Annotated in this window: 12 protein-coding genes; all 12 read right to left on the bottom strand. The window is 58.3% G+C overall.

Going from position 1 to position 22,685, the window contains the following annotated elements; all coding sequences use genetic code 11:
* Positions 1-69: 69 nt before the first annotated feature.
* Positions 70-2,481, bottom strand: coding sequence for a TonB-dependent receptor (locus tag ABNU55_RS13565; RefSeq protein ID WP_290752716.1), 2,412 nt, complete (start codon positions 2,479-2,481; stop codon positions 70-72).
* Between the two features lie 152 nt (positions 2,482-2,633).
* Positions 2,634-5,363: a TonB-dependent receptor gene (locus ABNU55_RS13560; RefSeq protein ID WP_290752718.1), complete on the bottom strand. Its 2,730-nt coding sequence runs from the start codon at positions 5,361-5,363 to the stop codon at positions 2,634-2,636.
* Between the two features lie 203 nt (positions 5,364-5,566).
* Complete coding sequence (locus ABNU55_RS13555) at positions 5,567-7,102, bottom strand: C69 family dipeptidase (protein ID WP_290752721.1); 1,536 nt, start codon at positions 7,100-7,102, stop codon at positions 5,567-5,569.
* A gap of 210 nt (positions 7,103-7,312) precedes the next feature.
* Complete coding sequence (locus tag ABNU55_RS13550; RefSeq protein WP_348764440.1) at positions 7,313-8,920, bottom strand: CRTAC1 family protein; 1,608 nt, start codon at positions 8,918-8,920, stop codon at positions 7,313-7,315.
* Positions 8,921-8,938: 18 nt separating this feature from the next.
* Positions 8,939-11,119, bottom strand: a complete 2,181-nt coding sequence (locus tag ABNU55_RS13545) for an acylase (protein WP_290759740.1) — start codon at positions 11,117-11,119, stop codon at positions 8,939-8,941.
* A gap of 20 nt (positions 11,120-11,139) precedes the next feature.
* The gene (locus tag ABNU55_RS13540; RefSeq protein WP_348764439.1) at positions 11,140-13,995 is read right to left on the bottom strand and encodes a TonB-dependent receptor; all 2,856 of its coding nucleotides are present in this window, start codon (positions 13,993-13,995) and stop codon (positions 11,140-11,142) included.
* A gap of 170 nt (positions 13,996-14,165) precedes the next feature.
* A complete protein-coding gene (locus tag ABNU55_RS13535; protein WP_348764438.1) occupies positions 14,166-15,119 on the bottom strand; it encodes a FecR domain-containing protein in 954 nt (317 codons plus the stop codon).
* Between the two features lie 20 nt (positions 15,120-15,139).
* Positions 15,140-15,721, bottom strand: coding sequence for a sigma-70 family RNA polymerase sigma factor (locus tag ABNU55_RS13530; protein ID WP_290759734.1), 582 nt, complete (start codon positions 15,719-15,721; stop codon positions 15,140-15,142).
* A 303-nt stretch (positions 15,722-16,024) separates the two neighbouring features.
* Complete coding sequence (locus tag ABNU55_RS13525; protein WP_348764437.1) at positions 16,025-17,476, bottom strand: metallophosphoesterase family protein; 1,452 nt, start codon at positions 17,474-17,476, stop codon at positions 16,025-16,027.
* Between the two features lie 85 nt (positions 17,477-17,561).
* Positions 17,562-20,762 (bottom strand): TonB-dependent receptor, encoded by a 3,201-nt coding sequence (locus tag ABNU55_RS13520; protein WP_290759730.1) that lies wholly within the window; start codon positions 20,760-20,762, stop codon positions 17,562-17,564.
* A 259-nt stretch (positions 20,763-21,021) separates the two neighbouring features.
* On the bottom strand, positions 21,022-22,065 hold the full coding sequence (locus tag ABNU55_RS13515; protein ID WP_348764436.1) for a FecR domain-containing protein: 1,044 nt from the start codon (positions 22,063-22,065) through the stop codon (positions 21,022-21,024).
* Complete coding sequence (locus ABNU55_RS13510) at positions 22,062-22,613, bottom strand: RNA polymerase sigma factor (RefSeq protein WP_290759728.1); 552 nt, start codon at positions 22,611-22,613, stop codon at positions 22,062-22,064. The genes ABNU55_RS13515 and ABNU55_RS13510 overlap by 4 nt, the downstream gene beginning before the upstream one ends.
* Positions 22,614-22,685: the final 72 nt, after the last annotated feature.

Genomic DNA, 22,685 nt, shown 5'->3' with positions numbered 1-22,685 from the left:
TCAAATGTGGAACAGAGCTAACTTATAAACGGGTACCCTTCGGGGAGCAGGTCAAGGCCCCTGCCACGACTAGAATTTGGCATCGAGGCGGATGTAGTAATTGCCGCCATCGGTGTCGTAGGGCGCGTTGCGCGAATAGATCAGACCGCGATTGGCCTGATAGGTCGCTTCATCCGGATATTCGTCGAAGACGTTTTCCGCACCGACCCGCACCGAATAATTATCGGTGACATTGTAGGTCAGACCAATGTCGACGAAGGCTTTCGCCCCGAAATCCTGATAGATCTGGCCGTCGGCATTGTCGGAGAAGTCCGTCCATTCGCCATAATAGCGAACACGCCCGAACACTTCGAAGGCACCGGTGATGTAGGTCGCCGTCAGATTCGCCGTGTGCTGCGGCAACTGACGTTCATAACGGCGATCTTCATCGGCGGAGTCCGACGTGGATTTGCGCTCATTATAGTTATAGGCACCGGTCAGATTGAGGTCGCCCGAGCTCAGCCCCATACGGTAGCTGCCGACCACATCGACGCCCTGGACCTCATTGCCATCGCGGTTCTGAAAGAAGGACACGCTGCTGAAGGTGCCGCCACCTGGCACACCCGCATCGCGAAGTGCCTGACGCTCTTGAGCGGTCAGCGTGAACCCACCTGAGGAACCAATCGCGTCGCTGATCTCGACCTTGTAGAGGTCAATGCTGCCCGAAAAACCTGCATCATTCTGATAGGCGAGGCCCAGCGTGTAGCTTTCGGACTCTTCGGGCTCCAGCGAGGTTAGCGTCACGCCTTCGCGCTTGGCAATGATCGCCGCGACGGGCCCTTCCGGAGAGAAACGGCCATTCGTGAAGACTTCCAGTGTCTTGGTGTCCAGGCCCTGCCCGGTGGATTCGGAGAACAGCTCGCCCGGTGTCGGGGCGCGGAAGCCCGTCGAAGCGGTGGCCCGAACAGCCAGTTCAGGGGTGATTTCATAGCGGGTCGACAGCTTGCCGGTCGTCGTGTCGCCGAACTCGCTATAATCCTCGAAGCGAAGGGCGCCGCCAACTGTCCAGGCTTCGGTGAGCGGCGCTTCAATGTCGATATAGGCGGCATAGCTTTCCTGATCGAACTCTCCTGCCTGACGCGGCTCAAACCCACGGAAACCGTTGGAGCCTGTCGGCAGCCCGTCTGCAGCCCCCGGCCCAATGGCCCAGGAAGCCTCTTCACCGGCCCCAATCTCATAGATTTCCTCGCGGCGCTCTGCGCCGAAAGCAACGTTAACAGGCGAGGAAAGTCCGAGATCGGCAAGATAGACGAAATCGGCATTGATGTTGGTTTCGCGCTGCTCGAGTGTCCCGATATCAAAGGAGGTCGGGCTATTGGGGCCGAGCGAGGCGTTGATCGAATTATACATGAAGTACTCGATCGTGTTTCGCCCATGATTGACGCTGAGATCCCAGGTGAACTGCCCCTCAGCCAGCTCACCCTTCAGGCCCGCCGCGAGAGCAAGATCTTCATCTTCCTGGCCAAAGCGTGGGCTGAAGCCTGCCGGGTAGATGTCGGCAAGATCCCAGTCCGGGAAAACATCGGACGTGTTGAAGACGCCTGAGGTCGGGTTGCGCCAGTTGAAGTCCGAAACGCCCTGCCCCTGATTATATGTGCCGAAGGCATAGCCCGAAACGAAAGGATTGAAGTCATATCCCGTATCGAAGGCAAAACGTGTCGCGCTGCGGTCCGGCTGCCCCCAGTGCTGAACAGGGTTCGGGACGTCGAGATCGGGATTGTTGGCCTGCAGCTCAATGGCGTCCGGGCGCTGGCGCGAGCGTGATGTGCGTTCAGCGTCGTAATATTCGAGCGTGGTGACGAGGTGTCCGCCCAGACCCAGTTCCCAGCCGGCCTGTGCGCCGGCCTGATAATTTGTGCCGTCCCCTTCATAGTACTGGGAAAACTGGCCGTAGGCCGCATAGCCGGGCTCATCGTCGAGAATGATGTTGATCACGCCGGCAATCGCGTCGGAACCATATTGCGCAGACGCACCATCACGCAAAACTTCGATCCGCTTGATCGCAAAGGACGGGATGGAAGCGAGGTCCGTACCAGCGCCCAGCAAGGCAGAACGGTGACGGCGCTTGCCGTTGACTAGAACCAGGGTGTGGTTGCGGCCCAGACCTCGAAGCGTGGCTGGCCGGACGAAGATATTGCCATCGGCCATTGGAAGGCGCTGGACCTTGAAGCTCGGCACGAGCTGGGCAACGGTGTCGAGCAGGTCTTCCGATGACGTGCTTTCGATGGCTTCACCGGACACGACATCGATCGGCGCAAGAGAGCTGAATACGGTGCGTTGGGCCTGGCGCGTACCTGTCACGATTACGGTATCGGCGACCAGTGACTCATCGCCAGCCGCTTCATTGGTGTTTTCGCTCTGCTGCGCATGGGCGGCGTAGCCCAGTGTCAGGCAGGATGTGGTGGCAAGCAGAAGTGCTGCCTTGCAAGTTGTACGGAACATGTCTGAATTCCCCTCAATCGGTTGACCGTCACAGGGCTGCAGCGCTCAAGGAAGGTCAGCGCGCCCTGCAAGGGGGAAGACGGAACGGGTGTCATTTCTTGCGCCGCACAATTCAGATTTCACGAAACATTCACACGGGGAGCCCGCACACGTCAGAAACGGGAGGTGAGGCGTGCGTAAAGAAGCCCACCATCTGTGTCATAGGGTGTATTGCGCGAATAGATCAGGCCGCGATTGGACTGGCGGCGGGCCTTGTCGGGATAGACATCGAAAACATTCTCGGCGCCAACCTTGAACGCCAGCGCCTCATTTACATGCCAGGTCATACCGAGATCGAGAAAGCGGCGGCCGCCGAAATTCTGGTAATCGGCTTCAACGTCGCCGTTCACATCCGACCAGGCGCCATAATAGCGCAGCCTCGCGAACCATTCGAGACATCCACGCTCATAAACGGCCGAGATCGTTGCACGGTGCTCGGGCACCGGGTTTTCGAAAAAGGTGCGCTCAGCCTCGTCGAGGGGCCTGTCGGCCCGCGTCACATCGCTATCAATCGTGGTGTAGGCGCCGGTCAGGCTGAGATCACCGCTGCCAAGCGGACGCTTATATGTCGTCACAATCTCAAGGCCCCGTGTGCGGGAATCATACACATTCTGGAAAAATCCAACAGACGAGATATTGGGATTCATATTGGGCGCGAGCGCGGCCAGTTCGGTGCGTTCGCTATCGGTCAACTCGAATCCGCCAACAAGGTCGAACCGGTCATCGACATTGATCTGGAACGCATCCACCGTAAGACTGAGACCATGCCCTCCGCGATATCCAAATCCGAGCGAGTAATTTTCTGACCGTTCGGCTTCCAGCGGCCGTATTTCGACCCCCTCGCGGTTTGAGATAATCTCCGCAACAGGCCCAAGCGGTGAGAAGCGTCCTCGCGTGCGGATGTCGAGCGTTTCTGTATCCAGCGACTGGCTCGTTCGCTGGGTGTAGGCCTGACCCGGCGTTGGCGCGCGGAAACCGGTCGAGACGGTGGCGCGCAGCGCCCATTCAGGCGTGACTTCAAAACGAGTTGAGGCTTTGCCCGTCAACATGTCGCCAAAGATCGAATAATTCTCATAGCGAAGCGCGGCGCCCATCGTCCAGGCACGCGTCAACGGCCACTCCAGATCGACCCAGCCGGCATAGCTGTCCTGCTCAAAGGTGCCTGTCTGTTCCGGCGAATAGCCGGGAAAGCCGTTCGAGCCAGGCGGCAAGCCATCGATTGCACCGGGTCCGACAGCATAGGACGCCAGATCGCCAGCTTCGACGCCATAGCGTTCGCGTCGGAGCTCAATACCGGCGGCGAGATTACCCGCGCCTGCCGAACGGCCTGCTGCGATGGGCTGGCGGATATCCGTATTGAAGACCAGCTCAGTTTCCCGCAGCTTGCCTGGATGGAATGAAGTCGGACTATCTGGTCCAAGCGAAGCGTTGATACTTTCGCGAAGGATGTAGTCGATCTGGCTGAGGCCGTAGCCGAGACTCATATCCCATTCGAGTCCCTCCCCCGCCCTGCCCCGCAGTCCGAAAAAGGCAGACCCGTCCACCTCGTCCTGACCGAAACGCGGAGTGAAGCCGGCCGGATAGACCTGGCGTAAGTCAAAGTCGGGGAAAGCGGGGCTCGTCTCGAAGGCACTGGCGACATCAGGATTTCGCCAGTTAAAGTCTGAGAGCCCGTGTGTCTCGCCAAATGTGCCAAAGAGATAGAGGTCAACACCGTTGACGGGCACCTCGCTATTCCAGCCGAGTCGCCAGCCGCTGCGCTCTGGCTGTCCCCAGCGCTGTACGGGGTTTGGCACGTCCAGCTCCGGGTTGGCCGCTTGAAAGGCGATGGCGTCGGCACGCTGGCGGGTGCGTGAGGTCGGTTCGGTGTCGAAGAGTTCGGTGCTCAGCACCGCAAAGCCTTCTTCGCCGATCTTCAGGCCTGTCCGGGCGCCGCCCCGCCAGGCAACACCGTCCCCTTCAAAGTAGGAGGCATATTGCGCGAAGGCGCTTGGCTCCAATTCCTCTGTGAGGATCACATTGATCACGCCGCCAATTGCATCCGAACCATACTGCGCCGAAGCGCCGTCGCGCAGCACCTCGATCCGCTCTATGGCGGTGACCGGAATTTGGGACAGGTCGACCGGCTGCCCGTTCGATGTCTCAAGGAAAGCCGAGCGATGGCGGCGGCGCCCGTTGACGAGGATCAGGGTCTGATCGGAGCTCAGCCCTCTTAGCGCTGTCGGCCGGTTGAATATATTGCCGTCATTCAATGGAAATCGGAACGCCGTGAAGCCAGGCAGAGACTGGGACAGGCTGTCCAGCAACTCATCAGAGGTGCTGCGCGCAAGATCGTCATCGCCAATCACATCAATGGGAGCGAGCGATTCAAAGGCAGTGCGGGCCGGCGCGCGGGTGCCCGTCACGATGACCGGCGCCTCCCGGCGGACCGGGTCCGGCCTTGGGAGCGAAACAGGTGACGCAGGCCGAGCTGGCTCGCGCTTGGGGGTAAGTTTTGGCTCCGGTGAAACCTCTGCCGCGACAATGGTCACGGTGACGTCGTTCACCTGGACCGCATTCAGGCCGTGACCTTCGATGAGCTCATCCAGCGCCTGCGTGAAAGTGTACCGGCCATTGAGCGGTTTCGCCTTTGCGCCGGAGATCAGGCTCGAAGCCACCAGTATATTGATGCCATAGAGATCAGAAAGGCGGGCGAGCGAGCGATCCAGCCGCCCGCCGCCGAGCGTCACTTCGCGAGCAATCCGGTCTCCTCCGGCTTCCTGTTGCGCATAGACCAATTCCGGCGACGCCAGGGCGAGCAAGACCACGCTACAGATCGCATAGAGGGCCGCCTTTGCTCGCACCTTACCCTACTCCGCTCAGTCCAATGGCTGGCAGTAGCACGCAAGTTTGGCGCTTCTGTTACCGTACTGTTTTCAGCAACCGACCATAGATCCATAGGCCTTACTTGCGCATCCGTGGTTGAGCAGGATGACTTCGATGAGGGATTTTCATCGCCGAACAAGTAAGGATCGCCGTCAGAGCGCCTTCGACTAAAGAGGGGGGCTCAGTCCTCAGCCGTATCGGGGTCATGACCGGTGAGGCAGTTGGGCGTCTCCCCTCCGGCACTATTCATCCGGCTGCCTTCCGGGCGGCGAATGCCATACTGCCACTTAGTCCGCGCCTCGATGCCCATCAGCAGTGCTTCACCCAGACGAAGCCCCTCCATCGCCTTGGTCTGGCTGTAGAAGTTCAGATAGCTCTCCGCGAGGTCGGGCTTATCGGACTCGTAAAGCGTTGAGGCAATCTTCGAGACGGTGATATTGTCCTCACGTGCCTTGCGCTCAAACCCTTCCATAGCAGCCCTGACTTCCGGAAGAAATTCCTCCGGACGTGAACAGGTATAATAAAGCAAGCGCTTGAAGACCCGGCCTGCGAAAACCGTCGCTTCCTGCTCCTGGAAGTCGGGATCAAGAAAAGTCGATCCAGCATTCTTTGACAGATACCGGTGCTGGCCGAATTCAGGCGGCACGTCGGTGGCGCCGAAGTACCAGGGGATGAAAGGCGTTGTCACCGAACTCGTCGGCGTAATCCATACGGTGGTCAGTTCAACCGGCACATTTCTCCTGAGCGAGACGACCTGGCCATAACCGGCTTCCTCGTCAGCGATACGCGGATCACGGACGAGCCTCATGAACTCTTCTACCGTTACGGGGGCCTTCTCCTGAAGCGCCTGCTCGATATCTGCGATGGCAAAGTATTTGACCCCGCTGCGCATGGGCACGCCCTGCTCGCCATAAACCTCATGCACATTGAATGGCTCGCCTGAGTTTGGGTCGTACCAGCCTTGCTCGACAGCAAAGGAAATGAGGTTCTCAGACCCCATGTAATCGGGGCTCTCCAGATAATTATCCGGTATGTCACCGATATAGCCGGGATAGGACACGCGGACATCGTCCGGGCCGAGACGTTCGGCGACCCAGAGCCCCTGGCTGCCGGCAAACTGCAGGACCACCCAGCCTTCGTCCGGATCGGCGATCATGTGCGAATTGCCGCCATAGGTGGCCCAGCCATGCTCATCTACGAGGCCGCCAATAATCTCGGCTGCCTCACGTGCCGTGGTTGCGCGTTCAAGCGCAATCCGCGCCGCATCGCTATATTGAACGCCGTGCTGAGGTGTCTTCGTCATCTCCACGAGTTCGCGGCGCGAATTCGACCAGATGTCGCGTATGGCGACCTTATGTTCGTTCAGGCCGCCATTCGTCAGCGGCGCGGGAAAGCCCATATAGTCGCTATAATTCATCGTCATGTATTTGAAGGTGTGCGGCACCTGCGGAATCTCGATGAGCTCGCCCGGGATGGCCGCATCCTGCGTCACGCCAACCGAGATTGTGGCGCCGGCCGGATGGTCTTTGGCCGGAACGATTTCCAGCCAGTGGCTGGAGACCTCCTCTCCCGTGCCACCGATAAGAACGCTGCCATCCTCGGTGAGGTTCTTGCCGACATAGTAGCCATAGCTCGCCGAGGCAGGCGCTGGTGCGAGTGTTCCTGCCGTTGCGGCTGTGATCGCAGCGAGCAGCACGCGTTTAATATGGAGTCCCATTGGCTTTCTCCCTTCCAGGCAAGAGCCTGGAATCGTGACTGTCCGACTGACCTTGGTTGTCAGGCCGTTGCGGGCCTGTCTGCAGCAGCTCCGGCCGCTCGTCAAAGATAATGAGAGTCCGCTGAGAGCTCGCGCCGCAAAAACGCCCCCGCCGTCCTGCGTTGGTTCGTTAGCGTGGAATGGCGTTGCTGCAGCTACCAGCTATCGTGATCAGTCCCCGGCGGGGACTTCTATCTTGAGAACCTTGCCCTGCCACTGGGAGACGTCGACATTGTCTAGTCTTTGGTTCGCTGCACCACTTGGCGTGAAATAGGTCACTTCCGCATCCACGACAGTCTCGCTGGGCAATCCGAAATGAACGGGGATGACGCTCTGCGCATTGTAGCCCCCTCCGGAGGTGATGAGACGGCTGGCAAGCAGGTCGCCTGCGGCATTGAACAGCCGGACCTCGGCGCCAGGCACTGCGACAGCCCCCTCGCCGGTCACCACCATCATCTCCAGCGCGTGACCAGCCAGACTGGCTTCCATATCGTTTCGAAACACGAAGTGACCGCCTTCGGGGCCGTAGCCATCCGTCACCGACAGGTCGAGATCCCCGTCCTTGTCATAGTCGACCCATACGACGCCGTGATCTGCCGCGTTGAGCGGCGAGTCGAGCGTGAGAATGTTCTCAAACCCACCCGAGCCATCATTCACGTAGAGCTTGTTCAGCGGTGTCTGCTCACCAAAGGGGCCCTCATATCCGACAACGAAGAGGTCGAGGTCCCCATCATTGTCAAAGTCGCCCCAGTCCGCGCCGACGACATGGTCCGGTTCCGAAATGCCCGCTGTCTCGGAGACATCTGTGAACGTGCCATTGGCTTCATTCCTGTAAAGACGGTTGGGTCCGTAGGCTGCCAGGAAGATATCGAAATCGCCGTCATTATCGTAATCGCCGATTGCGCAGCCGACGCCGCCCTCTCCCTCTTCACGCCCGGCACTGTCTACACCGGCCTCGGCCGCGACATCCGTGAAAGTATCGCCGTCATTTCGCCAGAGGGCATCGGTTGCGCCCGACTGATTGGCGAGGAAGAGGTCCAGCCTGCCATCCTGGTTATAGTCGAACCAGCATGCGCCCACCGTTGCCCGGGAGTCTGTAGGCCCGCCATCGGCAAAAACCTGCTCGAAGACGCCGTCTTCGTTCTCAAACAATTTGTTCTCGGCAATACGATCGACCGCATAGAGATCAAGGTCCCCATCGGCATCGAAGTCGACCCAGTTGTTCTGACGTGACGACCGTCCGGGAAAGGTCAGACCCGCTGCAGCGGCAACATCGACAAAGGATTCGCCGCCGACATTCCTGTACAGGCGGGATGCTTGAGCGGGCATGGTCGCGCCCGCATAAAGGTCGACATACCCGTCCGCGTCGAAGTCGCCGAAGGACAGGCCCCGAAACTCCTTATAGTCCTCCCGCCGATAGTCTTCGGCGCTGGGCGGCGGCGCGTCCGGATCGAAGGGTGGCAGGCCGTATGCACCGGTAACGTCAACAAACAGGCCGTCTTCCTGCAGGTAGAGCTGAATAGCCCCGCCTTTCAGGGAAACGGCGTAATCGAGATCACCATCACTATCGACATCTGCCCACGCATTCGACAGCGACCCCACAATGCCGAACAGATCGCTCTGAACCGGCGTAAACTCGGGGGGGACCACAGGCTCCGGCGTAGCGGCAGAGGCCGCCTCACTCCCCTGCTGACCGGGCGCGGACTTTTCCGCTTCGGAAATGTCCGCAGCGCAGCCGGCAAGGATGAGGGCTGAGCCCAAAAGAATGGAGTACTTCATTGCTTGTCTGCCTCAATATCAGTCGCGGGCGAGCGGCGTACGCCGTTCAAGATTGGCCTCCACCTCATCACGCTGGAGCCAGAGCTTGCGGTATTCACCGTCCGCAAGCATCTGGACCTGATCGTCATAATGTGTGGTGCCGGGTTGGCGCGAATTGCCATAGGTCATCAGGCCATAGGCCTTGATCGGGTCCGAGAACTCGATCATCGCAATCCACGTTTCGCCATGGGCCGGTGTGCGGATATTGTCGCCATCGGGATCAAACCAGGTGATGACGTTGAACGCGCCGAGGTTGCCGTAGCTCCCAAGGCCCGCAATGTCCTTGTCCCCGATCTGATAGCGCGAGAAATCGCCATACTCAGCATCAATCGCGCCGTATTTTTCCTTGGTGCGATCGATGGCGCCGCGCAGCATTTCGAGAGCGGCTTCTGGATCTTTGACACCCCAGGGAGTGGTCAAAGGTTCGTCGAGAGACCACGGCGTCTCATAGTTTTGCTGCCCGGCAAACGGAAACGCATTCGGTTTGGCCATGAAGGGCGTCATGAATTCCTCGAACAGAAGCGCACCACGCGCATCCTGATCAAATTCCTTGTCCCAGGCCTGAAGAAGCGAGAGGGCTTCTTGGATCTCGGGATCAGGATCACCCTTCGCCGCTTCAACAAGATCGGGCAGGACGCGCTCTGCAGCGGTGGCGTAGGAGGACTTTTTCAGCGCGACGAATTCATCGAAACTGACCTTCTCCTCATTGACCATCATGCTGACGGAGTTCTGTGCGCGAAGAGACATCGGTCCAAGTTCGGCGACGTAAGGCGGAAAATCCTCCGGTTCGTAGACTGGCGGGTAGGTCGCCAGCCACGGCGCATCATTGGAGTTCTGAACAAAGCCGCTTGGCGGGTCCGTCACGATCGGCAGATCGGTGATCGGGTGGATTTCGGTCCAGACATAGTCTGAGGTGTCGCCAGGTACGAGCCCCTCCCAGAAGGCCAGATCGCCTGTGTCACGCTTGGGCAGGATACCATTGCTCGTATACTGAATATGGCCTTCCTTGTCGGCATAGGTGATGTTGAAGGTCGGCACCTGAAGGCGTGCCATAACCTCCTGAAACTCCTCGAAACTGTCCGACTTCAGCATATCGAAATACTGCTGAAGCATACCCGGCCGGTCGAGGCCGGCGACACGAAGCGCGATGGTTTCGCCGTCAGCGCGCTCGAAGACAGGTCCATGCACGGATTTGCGCAAGTCCATCGTCTTCTCAAGAAGAGAGCCATCCTCCTGAAGGACCTTGTATGTCACCTCACGTGTCTCGAAGGGCAGCGTCTCGCCATCGAACACATATCCGTCGCCATCGAGCGTCAGCAGGTAAGAGGTCGCGCCGAGCGTACCATTCACCGTGTTCGAAATGCCCATCCGCTGATTGAAGGCAAAACGGATGACCGGGAGGCCGACCTGGGTGGCCCCATACATCTCGAAGTCTGGTCCGTTCAGATGAGCTTCGTAATAGGTGAAGAAACCGCTGGCCCATGGAAGATGCGGGTTCTGAAGCAGAAGCGTATGTCCGCTTTCGGTTTTCTTCGGAGCGACCGCCCAGGTGTTGGAGCCCGCTGGCGCCGGCGGCGCCGCTGGCCCGATCGTGCGGGACGGGGATGCGACATAGATGAAGTTCATCAGCCGGTGTGCATGAGCGACCACGTCCACGCCGGTAATTGGCAGGACAATTTCCACCTCATCGTCGATAGCATCAGGATTTTCAGCGACATAGTCGTTGATGCCCTGCGCGAAGGCATCAAGGTCAGCCTGGAATTGCGGCGTCTGCAGATCATACCACTCCTGAGCCCGCTCGGGCACCGAATTGGCGATCAGCCAGGTCGAGGTGTCCTCATATTTGGGCCCCCAATATTCCGATCCCTTCCCGCGCGCCTCACCATAAAGGCGCAGTAGTAGATCGCCATGACTGTGGGTCTGGGCCCAGCCATAACCGTAGAAAACGTCTTCCTCGGTCGCGCCATAGATGTGCGGGACGCCATAAGTGTCCCACAGGATTTCACTTTTTGTCTCGGCTGTATCAGCCGTCGAAGCCTGTTCGACCTTTGCAGGCGCGGACGCCGCCTGCAGGCTTTCGGGCGCCGGAGAGGCACACGAAATCACCGATAAGGAAAGCAGAAGAGCGCTGAGCGCCCTTCCTTTCTGTCTGAAGATCATGGCTGGTTCCTTTCGGCTGATTACCACTTGTACCCGGCACGGACGTACCAGTTGCCGCCGGTAAACCCGTAAGGCGAGATCGTGTCATACATCCCGTTGCCATAACTGTTCGGGTCGCGGACCTGGTCCGGATAGGTGTTGAACACATTGTTCGCCCCGGCATAGATCTCGACGCCATTGTCGAAGACGTACCCAGCTTCGATATCCGCGATCCACTTGCGGTCATTCTCGGTATCGTTCGCCTCAGAAGTGGCGACATTGGTGAACTCGCCAAAACGGGTGGCCCGGGCGGTAAAGCGGAAGGGACCACTTTCAAGCGCTGCATTGAGGCTGAGTTTGTCGGCGGGTATGGCTTCGGTATAGGTGCCAAGCCGCGAGCGGTCGAACTGAACGACCGGGCTACCATCAGCCAGGATCAGGCCGGACAGTTCTTCCGGATTCTCGTCCACCTTTTCGACACTGTCGTCATTATAGTTATAGGCACCACTCAGATCGAGCGAACCAAAGGAAAGATCGGTCGTCCATGTTGCCACCACATCGACGCCTTCGCTGCGTGTATCGATCGCGTTGGTGAAATAATTCGCACCACCGAGCGATTGATCAAAGCCAGCCGCATCGAGAAGCGCCGAAATCTCGTCACCGATTGTACCGCCGCCCTGCGCCGCACGGCCATCACCACGGTTAAACTGCGTGGAGAGCGCGATCCGGTCCTCGATATCGATGCGGTAGGCATCCACTGTGAGCGTGAAATTGTAGCCTGGCGTGAAGGTGAAGCCGACGCTGATATTCTCTGACTTTTCCGGTGTCAGAGGCTCAGCACCGAGCGCCTGGGCGGCTGCATCCGTTGGCGGCAGGGTCTGGCGCAGCACAATGGTCTCGGCCACACCATCATTGTCGAGGTCGGCGAACTGGCCACGGCTGCCCTTGAAGCCAAGCTGCTGGATGCTCGGCGCGCGGAAGCCGGTATTAAAGGACGCCCGTACGGCGAATGCATCACTGAACTCATACCGGCCATTGAGCTTGCCAATCGTCTCCTCACCGGAAGAGTCACTGAAGCTCTCATAGCGAAGCGCGCCCGCAAGAAGCAGTTTTTCGGTCGGCTCCCAGGCAAGTTCGACATACGCGTTCTTGTTGTCGCGGGAGACGTCGTTCTCGGCTTCGGGCGCAAATCCTGGGAAGCCCTGCGCGCCCGGAGGAGCTCCATTGTTACCGTCGGCATAAGAAGCTGGTTCACCGCGCTCGATCTCGAAAGTTTCCTCCCGGTACTGCGCCCCGAACGAGACCTGCATCTCGCCCATCGGCACATCAAGAAGGCGGGTGGCATCAAACTGGGCAGTGGTCTCACTGGCATTCATCGCGCCGAGATAGAAGGAGGTGGGGCTATCCAGGCCGAGACTGGCGTTGAGACCGAGTGTGTTTTCCCATTTCGTGTCGTTGAAGCCGTGGCCGACCGAGAAGTCCCAGTCAAAACCAAGCGCGGTGGTCAGGAGCCCGGCCACAATGTCGAAATCATCCTCATTGATGACTTCACGTGGACGGTAGCCGAAAGCATAAATCCCCATATTATTCCGGGAATCACGCGGGATGCGGTAGGTGAAGTCCAAGGTGCTTTCACGTTCCGAATAGGTCGCAAAGCTGTAAAGCTCCACCCCGCCGAAATCGTAGCCGGCATTGGCGCCGAAGCTATAAAGCGTTTGCGGAAAGTTGCCGTAATTGGTGGTGATCATGCGATCGATCGTGTTTTCACGTGGATCGAAGCTTCCATCATCCTGCAACGGGAAGAGATTGTTTCCACCCGGCTCGCCCGGCAGAGGCACAGCAACCGCCCGGTTCGACCAGCCTGAATCCTTCAGCGCGAAGGAGAGATTCGCAAACCCGTTCTCCCCCAGAGCGAAGCCATTATTGATGGAGAAGTTTGAGAACTCCCCATCATTGCGGTCAAAATTCTCGCCATAGCTGGCATTGGCCGACCCGCCTTCCGGCGCATCCTTCAGGATAATGTTGATCACGCCGGCAATGGCGTCTGACCCGTACTGAGCCGCCGCACCATCCCGCAGGACCTCAATCCGCGCGATTGCGGAGGAGGGGATCATGTTGAGATCGACACCCGCAGAGCCACTGAAGAGGCCTGTGCTGGTATTGATCAGGGCAGTCTTGTGGCGGCGTTTGCCATTTACCAGAATAAGCGTCTGGTCGGGATTGAGGCCACGCAGGCCCGCTGACGAGATGAATGTTGCGGTCCCGCCACCGGCGCGCTGCGGCAGGTTCAGCGAAGGCACCAGGTAGCGCAACGACTCGAACAGGCCGGTCTGCGGCAGCGATTCAAGCTGCTCGGCATCGAAGACGTCAATCGGGATCGGGCTTTCCGTCACAGAGCGCGGGCGGCCACGAAATCCCGTGACAACCATCTGATCCATGGTCAGCTCTGCCTCGTCGTCCTGCTCACCTTCCAGCTCCGTTCCTGTCTGAGTGGAAACCGGCTCAGGCTCACTCGACGTCGTGGCCTGAGCGAGTTGCAAAGGGGCAGGAGTCCTGGGTGCCTCCTCTGAGACGGTTTCCACCGCGATCGTCAGTGCGCCATTTGATTTTCGTTCAGGCGACAGACCGGTTCCCTGCAGGAGAAGCTCAAGCGCATCGCCAGGTGACATCTCGCCCGCAACAGCATTCCCAGCCTTTCCTGCCACAAGATCGGCCGGCACTACGATGGCTGTACGCGATTGTTCAGAATAACTGAGAAGCGCATTCTGCAAGGGCTGCGGTTCAATATCGAAACGCGCAACACTGGTTTCCTGCGCCAGAGCCGGAGCCCCCAGAAGCAAGGCGGATGCGGCGGCTTTCAGGGCTGCCTTGTAAACGAATGGCCGGATCGGTCTCATGATGTCTATTCCCCTCATCAGAAGCGTCGCCAGGGCGACTGCGCCCCACCCCATTGGTGATGCGCTTCCGTATGAGTTGACGATTAACGCTCCCGGATTATCCAAAATAATTCGGGAGCGGAGCAAAAAGGACGCTCAAGAACGCCATTGAGGCGCAAAAGTGAGCGCACTCACCTGATCAGGATGTCGCCATTACTGTTGCGCGACCACGAGATGTCGTGAGAGCTCTCCAGCGCCGCCAGAAACTGCTCGATATTGTCGATGCCGAATGATGCCGTCACCCGCGTCTCCTCCAGGTCGCTGGAGGCAAAAACCAGGCGCGTATTGGAATAGCGCTCGACGCTCTCGGCTATCTCCCCCAGAGACGCATCCCTGAACGACAACCAGCCCTCACGCCAGCGCCCGACCGAGGCTGGCTCTACCGTGGACCGCGTAATCCCTTGACGGCTCACAATTTCGATCTTGTCGCCCGGCAGCAAGGCTTCGACGGGCAGGTCTTTGACACCAGGATTGAAGACTTCGACTTTGCCTTCTGCCACGGCGATGCGGACGGCCTCACTGTCCCGGCTGACCGAAAATTCCGTGCCGACCACGCGCACGACCCGTGTCCCAGCATCGACGAAAAATGGCCGCGAGGTATCAGGAACCACATCGAAATAGGCATCCCCTTCCAGCAGGGTGACGCGCCGGGCATCGGCCTCGTAGTGCGTTTCGATCCTGGAGCGCCCGCCGAGTGTCGCCACGCTGCCGTCCGGCAGGGTCAACGTGCGGATTTCTGCGGCCGCCGTCTGGATGGGCGAAGCTTCCGGCTCAAACCCGTTAGTCGTATAGACAAGCAAGGCCGCACCAGCCACGACCGCGATGGACGCGGCCACCGCGACGACGCCGCGCCACCAAGGACGCCCGGAACTGCGAGCAGACGGCTCTGCCTTGGCCAGTTCCGCCGACCCGGAGAGCGACTGAAGCAGCATCTCGTATTTTTCGAAGGCGAGGAGATTTTGTTCGTCTTCGCATAGCCAGGTTTCAAATGCGTTGCGGCTGGCAAGATCAATCTCGCCGGAATTCAGCGCAACAGCCCAGTCCCGAGCCACTTCCTCCCGCGTTGATTCTTCGGGCGGTCTCATTCCGTTCCCTCAACCTGACGTCAGCGCCGACAATCTGCTCTATCAAGCGCTTCCGCCAGCTTTTCAAGTGCTATGCTTGTCTGCCGGTAGACGTCACCATAGGACCAGCCTGTCTCATTACAGATCTCTGTATAAGTATAACCCTTGATCCTGCTCAGATTAAGTACGGTTTTCTGTTTTTGAGTGAGTTTGGAAATCACCTTCTCCACAATCTCCAACTGTTCACGGCCGAGCATAACCCTTTCCGGGGTGAGGTTGTCGATTTCAACCTCGTTGCGATCGTGGAGCGCTGCCTGGAGATGCGTGGAGGACCGGGCGTGGTTCCGTTTATGGTCGAGTATGAAGTTCCTGGCGGTGGTGAGCAAAAAGGCGCGAGGATTTCTAACCTGCCCAGGGTCGTTCAGCGACGCGAAGCGGACGAAGGCCGCTTGGGCCGCATCTTCCGGGTCGGGTGGTCCTTTTCCAAACGTCCGCGATAATCTCGCACAGAGTTCGTTCCAATAATCCCGGTAAAGCTCGTCGAATGTCGAAGAGCTGCGGGACTCGTGGAAAGCGGGCTCCACTTGACCAAGGGGGACAGAAGACTTTCCGGACACGTTCACCAGCCTGCTCTTGTTGCTGCATGCTGATGCCACTGGCTTCCTATGAACAAGGTGAGGCCGGAGAAATGACACTGAGAACACCGCCGTGCTCAAAAGGCGGCCTGTCCTGACCAAGCAACACGCAAGCATTTGCGAAAAAAGTTCCGCCCAAATTCTACCCGGTAAGCGCAGGGTAAGGTATTTGGCGAACTGAACTCCGCAAGGCTGCCGTCTTCGCCCTATCAGCAGGAAGAGGGGGTGAGACCTGCTGGACATTTCTCCGAAGGAGCGGCGAAGACGGCAATTTCTGCATCGCGCGACGTATCAGTCGATACCTTCGCGGATATAGGGTTCGGACGTCTCGAACATGCGCTCATCCATGGTCGACTGGGCGCCTCGCGTGATCGTCTTGTGGCCCGACTCATCCTTCGTCATGACAAAGTCGTCATAGAGATTATTCAGCGCGGTGCGGGCCTCATAGGTGAGCGTGTCATCCTCAATCGTGATGATCTGGAAGAACTGGGTATTTTCCGCCTTTCGCTGCAGCTGAACGCCCGTGTCGGCATAATCGTCCCAGCCATTCTCCTTGAAGTCATATTGCTTCGGCCCCGAGACAGAGTTCACGAACATCGTCTCTATATCGCCGCCGGCATCGCTATAGCTGATCCGTTCCGGTGTCTGGCCGATCATGCCGCGCGCATAGGTATGGTCATGGCCTTGCAGGACGAGATCGACAGCATGCTTCTCGAAAACGGGCAGAAGGATCTTGCGCCGGTCCGGGCTGTCCCGGTCACTCCCGGAGGAGAAAATCGGGTGATGCATGGACACAATTTTCCACTTCGCATCGCTGCGCCCCAGTTCACGATCCAGCCAGTCGGCCTGCGCCTGCAAATTCTGGTTCTGCGTGGAGAGAATGAAAATGTGAATGTCGTCGGAATACCGGATGTCGTAGGCCGCTTCCTGCAGATCGTCCGGCAGCTCCGGCTCTTCAGGAAGCGTGAATTGCGGGCGCCACATCATGGAGAGCAGGCTGTCGGACTCTTCGCCATTGCGCGTATAACGCCGGTATTCGTGATTTCCCGCCACGGGTATTGCCGGGATCATGCCGTGAATGAAGCCGACTGCCTTGAACCAGCTCGCCCACTCAATGTCCCTCGCCCCATTATTGACGAGGTCACCGGCATGCAGGATGAAGCGGGAGTCCGGCGCGGCGGCATAGGCCGCGCGGATGAGGCGTGACCAGTGTGAGAGCACCCCATTCTGCGCGTCGCCCACATAGATGAATTTGACCGGCCCATCCTCTGGTGCAGTCTGGATCTGGAACCACTCGCTCCAGTTTCCTTCAGACCCCCGCACGCGATATGCATAGGTGGTGTCGGGCTCCAGGCCACGAAACACGACCGAATGGTAATTGACCGGGGCTAGCCCGTCATTCCATTCCGCTTTCCAGATTTCCTTTGCGATCGGCACATCGACGAGGTTGAGCGACTCCGTCTCCCCGAGCACGATTTCTGCGCCCACATCGAAACGCGCGGCATCTGTTGCTTCGACGATCTGAGCGATGGAAGAGGTCACCTCGTCATCGGTCCGCCAGGTGACGGCAAAACTCGACTGCGGTGTTTCCGGTATGGTTGTGACGATCCGGTCCGGCCAGCCAGAGGCATCCTGCCATGGCGGGGTGGGCGGCTGGCTGTCATGGTCATGGCCCTCATGGGCATAAGCCTGGGGCGCAATGCATACGGTCAGGCAACAGATAGAAATCACGAAAGACTTCATCAGTGGTCTCCAATAGATAGCGTTGTTTTGGGCTGGATACTCCGAGGCCAGCGGGAGCGGCCTCGGAGGTCTGGTATTCGAGAGTTTAGAAATTGAAGCGGGACCCGATCATGTAAGACCGGCCGAATCCTTCGATCTCATAGACGCGGCTTTCATTGCCGCGGTAGCGGCGCCCGACCTGATCGGTCAGATTGTTGGCGTCAAAGAAGAATTCGAAATTGTCATTAAGCTGATAGCGCGCCCCGAAAGACAGGCGCCCCAGACCGTCCCAATAGCGGTCGAACGCGTCACTATCGCCATACGAGTTCAGCCATTCGGTCCGCCACTGCCAGTTCACACGCGCCGAGATACCGTATTTTTCCCAGTACACGGACGTATTGTAATTATAGTTCGAGGAGCTCGTCATTGGCGCAGTCCGGCCATCACCCAGAGTGATCTCCGAATCCACGATGGTGATGTTACCGTTGAAGCCAAAGCCATCTGTCCATTCGGGAAGACCGTAATCCGGCAGGAAGTCGAACTTCTGGGCGTAGACAAGCTCTATACCGTAATACTCGCCCTTGTCGCCGTTCGCATTCGTATTGAACAGATACCCCGAGCGGTCGAAAATCGGTGTATTGAATTCCTTCGACCCGAATCTCGTATTCATCGAAACGATCGGGTCCTTGATGTATTTGTAGAACACACCGGCTGACAGGATGCCGACAGGTTTCAGATACCACTCATAATATGCGTCGACGCCATAGGCGAGTTCAGGCTTTACATACGGATTGCCGCCCGAAATCTCCTGCTCAGCGTCGTTGATCTCGAAGTTTGGTGCACGCTCGTCAAAATCGGCGCGGGCAACCCCGGAGTTGAAAGACAGGCGGAACTTCTGATCCTCAGTGATATCATAGTTGATATGGACCGAGGGGAAATAGCCGGTATGGCTATCGCCGGCGTTCAGAGGCACAAATTCGTCATTCTCGACACCGTAGGCCTGGCCTTCGTTTTCGGAGTGTTCGACGCGAAGACCGGCCACCACATTGCCCCAGTCGAAATTGACCGTCGCCATCCCATAGGCGGCGGAAATATCTTCCTGGACACGATAGTATTCCTCCAGGAAGCGATCATCCTGATGCTCCCCCGCGCCATTGGCGATCGCCTCCCGCAGGACCCGCGCCGCCTTGTCGTGATCGTAGAGATAGGCATCCCAATTGCTTGGAAATTCCCCAAACATCAGTTCATCCGACATGATTTCGGTCGCATTGATGGGGGCGAGACCAGCTGCTTCCAGGGTGTCCGCAGAGACCTGCGTGCGGTCCTCTTTGACCTTTTTGAGGCGGGTGTCGTAAGAGCCACCGAACTTCACGGAAACAGGAAGATCATTGACGGTTATGTCACGCGACAGATCCAGACGCCCGCCCCAGGTCTGCGTCATGTCGATATTGTGGTATTCCGTGCCACGGTCGAAGGCCAGACGGCTGACATCATAGATATCCAGCTCGTTCCCGGCTTTCGAATATGTGCCATCACCATTGTCGACCGTGTTGTACATCGAGAAGATCGGATAGTCGGGATCGGTATAATCGTAATCCACAGTGAACCGGCTATCGAGATCACCGTCGCTGCTGAACGAGAACTGCGAATAGGCAAAGCCCTCATCATCGGCATTCGTGTTGTTGAGCCGCCAGCTGACATCCCAGCCATCGATATAATGGTCGCCGCCGAGCGTATTGGTCAGGATGCTCTGGATAGACAGTCCCGTGTTGAACTCTCCATTGCCTTCGACCCCATATATCACGCCTTCCTCGAAGGTGTTCCCGCAGCTGACCTGCGCATAACAGGCTTCTGAATCATCGAGGTCAAAGCGCAGTAGATGCCGCTGCTCATGATCGCGGAACTCAGTATAGATCGACGAAAGGAACAACTCATGGTCGGCATTCGGGCGCCAGTCGAAACGGCCTGAATAGGCCGAGTTCTGGCGGTTTAGCCGGTAGAGCCGGTAATCGTACTGGTTGGCCCAGATGATGTCTTCCCCAGGCGTTCCTTCGGCCTCGCCGGCATATTCGAAACGGTTCTCGATATTGTCGGTCACCTGATCGCGCTCATAGTGCGCGGTGGAGACCACAAACCCCATCCTGTCATTGTTGAAGGTATTGGAGAGCGCGAGGTTGAGGTCCTGCTGACCACCCTCCCCCAGTTCCATATACCCGCCGGCGATCTGGCCAGAGACCATAAGGCCATCATGATCGAAGGGGCTGCGTGTGATGATATTGACGTTACCGGCAATCGACTCTGCCGGCATGTCCGCAGTAATGGCTTTCGTCGTCTCCACCGAGGAGACAATTGCGTTCGGCACCGTGTCAAAACGCGGCGTGCGGCCGCCGGGCGAAATGATGTTCAGCCCGTTGAAGGATATGGTCGACCATTTGGTGGGCGCGCCGCGCAGGTTGATGTAGCGTTCCTGGCCCTGATCGCGCTCGACAGAAACACCAGGCACACGCGACAGGGCCGCAGCAACGTTCTGGTCGGGAAAGCGGCCGATCGTGTCAGCGGCGATAATATTGACCAGATTGTCGGAGGCCTTCTGACGCGAATAGGCAGCCGCCTCAGAGTCGGCAATCGGTGAAGAGGTCACGATGACCTTCTTCATGATCCCTTCTTCTTCCACTCCCAGAGGCAGCATAGCCACATCAAGTGTCTTCGGGTTCCCGCCAGAGGGCCTTACCGTCGTCGTGAAGTCCTGCTTGCCCTGATAGGTGATGAGCACGTCGTAGCTGCCGGCCGGCAGGTTACGGATAACAAAGCGGCCTTCGCGGTCAGTCTCGGCAGATCGATTGAGCGAAGGAATCTCGACAATCGCACCTTCAAGATAGCCCCCGGTTCCAGCGGTCGTGACCTGCCCGGAAAGCGATGTCGTGGCGGCGGCAGGGCTGGGTGCCGGAGCTGGCTCCTCTTCGGCCTTCCGGACGATAAGTGCCCCCCTGTCGCTGGCATTGATTTCCAGGCCGTGTCCTTCGATCAGTCTTTCGAGGGCATCATAGGGGGCCATCTGCCCGCTAAGCGGCCCGACCGTGATTCCGGACGTGATGTCGCCCGACGCAAAGATCGCCACTCCGCTCTCACGCGAAAGCTCAACGATGGCTTCGCTCAGGCTCCCGCCCTCCAGCGAAATTGATTGAACAGCCCGGGCATCCTGGGCCAGTGCCGGGGCGATCACGCCCTGAAGCGCGAAAATCGAGGCCGCTGCCAGCAGTGATCGTGACAGGCCGGCGCCAGCCTGCGCTCTGGTATTTCGAGACATTGTGTTTCCCCTCGGAAAAATTGCACTGAAAATGAAGCAGGCTGGGCCGAGGACCGGCGGCCAACTCCGATTTCCGTGAACTTGTCGTCTGGGAAACTCATTTTTTCAGGCTTTTCAGAAATCTTCACAAATGTTTCGCAAAATAAATTCGAAAAATATCGAGATAAGATAAGCCGAAAAGACACAAATACTTAAAATAGTTTTCGCAATTATGTATTATTACTTACTCAAGGTCGATCGTTTATGACAAAAATCGCGCTCAGGTCTTTTTCCGAAGCGTTGCGTGCTCGGGAGATATTTCAACGGCAACCGGCAGCATGCTGCTCACAGCATCCAAAAAAATGTCTGTGTCTCCGGACGGCACCGCGAAGGTCACCCGCATATCCCCCAGCTCCTCGTCCCCGATCACGATGGGCTTGGAACGATACCGGTTGAGATCGAAGACCACCTCCCGAAGTGGCATATCCACATATTCGAGATTGCCCTCGCGCCAGGAGAGGACCGACGGCAAAAAGGGCTCAGGATCACTTATCGTGCCGTCGCGCCTAACCTCCACCCGCTCGCCAGGTGAGAGCAGCTTGTTCTCGCCTCCATCACTGCTGAGCCCCACCTGAAGCTTTCCGCGAGTCAGTGAGACACCCACCCAGTCATAACCTCGCTGCACATCAAAAGCCGTTCCAAGCACTCTCACGCGCGCGTTCCCGGACTCTAGCAGAAATGGCCGTTCAGCATCCCGGTGGACATCAATGAAGATGCGTCCAGTCTCCAGGGTAAGTTCGCGCTTCTTCCTTGAAAACCGGCCGGAAACCGACGTCGCCGCGCCCAGCGTAAGCTCAGTTCCATCCACCAAGGCAATCTGGCGGCTTTCTCCCGGCGCGCTTGCATAGCTGAATTCTGTCACCGGCGATGAGGGGAAAAGCGTCAGATAGCTGAGAGCCGAGACCATGATAAGAAGGACAGCTGCCGCTGGCAGCGCCCATTTGCGCATCCTGTGCGCCAGATTGTCATTCGCGGCGACAACCGGCTCGCCAGCCGGCCCCTGCTTGACGCCCCAGGCGGCCTCGCGATCCAGGTCCTCCCGCACGAGCAACAGGCCAAGATCCTGCCAGGTCTGTTCCAGATTAGCCAAAGCCATTCTATTGGCACGATCATGCGCCATCCAGCCTGAAAAGCGTGCTTCCAGCTCGTCTGTCAGCTCTCCGGAATAAAGTTCGCCAAGCCAGGCAGCCGCCTGCGCATCGACGTCCTCAGATCCGTCCAGTCCTGGCGGAAGAAGATACTCCGGCACGCAGTTCGCTGTCACACGTCTTCCCTTGTTGTCCGTACGCTCGCCAGGGTCTGAAGCGCAGCTCTAAGCTCGGAGGATATGGTTCCAAGGCTCCAGCCGGTTTCGGCGCTGATCTGCGCGTAGGTCTGTCCTTTCAGTCTACTCCGTTGGACAATTTCGCGCTGCCTGTCGCTCAGGCCTGAAAGCAGCCTCATGAGGTGGGCAAAATCGTCCCTACCCTCTAGGACGCGTTCCGGCGTGAGATTTTCAATATTAAATTCGTTGGCAACGAGATTATCCCGGATCAGCCTTGCCGCTCGCTCCCGTGACCTGAAGCCAGAGACGGCAAGGTTCGCCGCGATCGTATAAAGAAAGGCCCGCTGGTCCTCGACATGGTCGAGATTTTCCATCGCCGAAATCTTGGCAAATGCTCCTTGCGCGACGTCTTCGGGTTCCGGCGGGCCGTCGCCATAACGACGCCGCAGCCAGTCCTTGAGATGTCTGTAGTGAAGCCGGTAGAGCAGATCGGCTGCGCGGCAGCCTCGTTGCAGAGGCCTTGCTTCCGGTGGCTTGTTCGCACTCAACTTCAACGCCTCCGGCCAGATAGCAGCTTCGATGAGAGTCTCGCGATCTGTAAGTGCCGCCCTGATGACGCA

Origin of the sequence: uncultured Henriciella sp. (assembly GCF_964005855.1) — a bacterium.
In the GTDB taxonomy this organism is placed as follows: domain Bacteria; phylum Pseudomonadota; class Alphaproteobacteria; order Caulobacterales; family Hyphomonadaceae; genus Henriciella.
The sequence above is the reverse complement of the archived record's forward strand: the minus strand, read 5'-3'. Positions and strand labels throughout refer to the sequence as shown.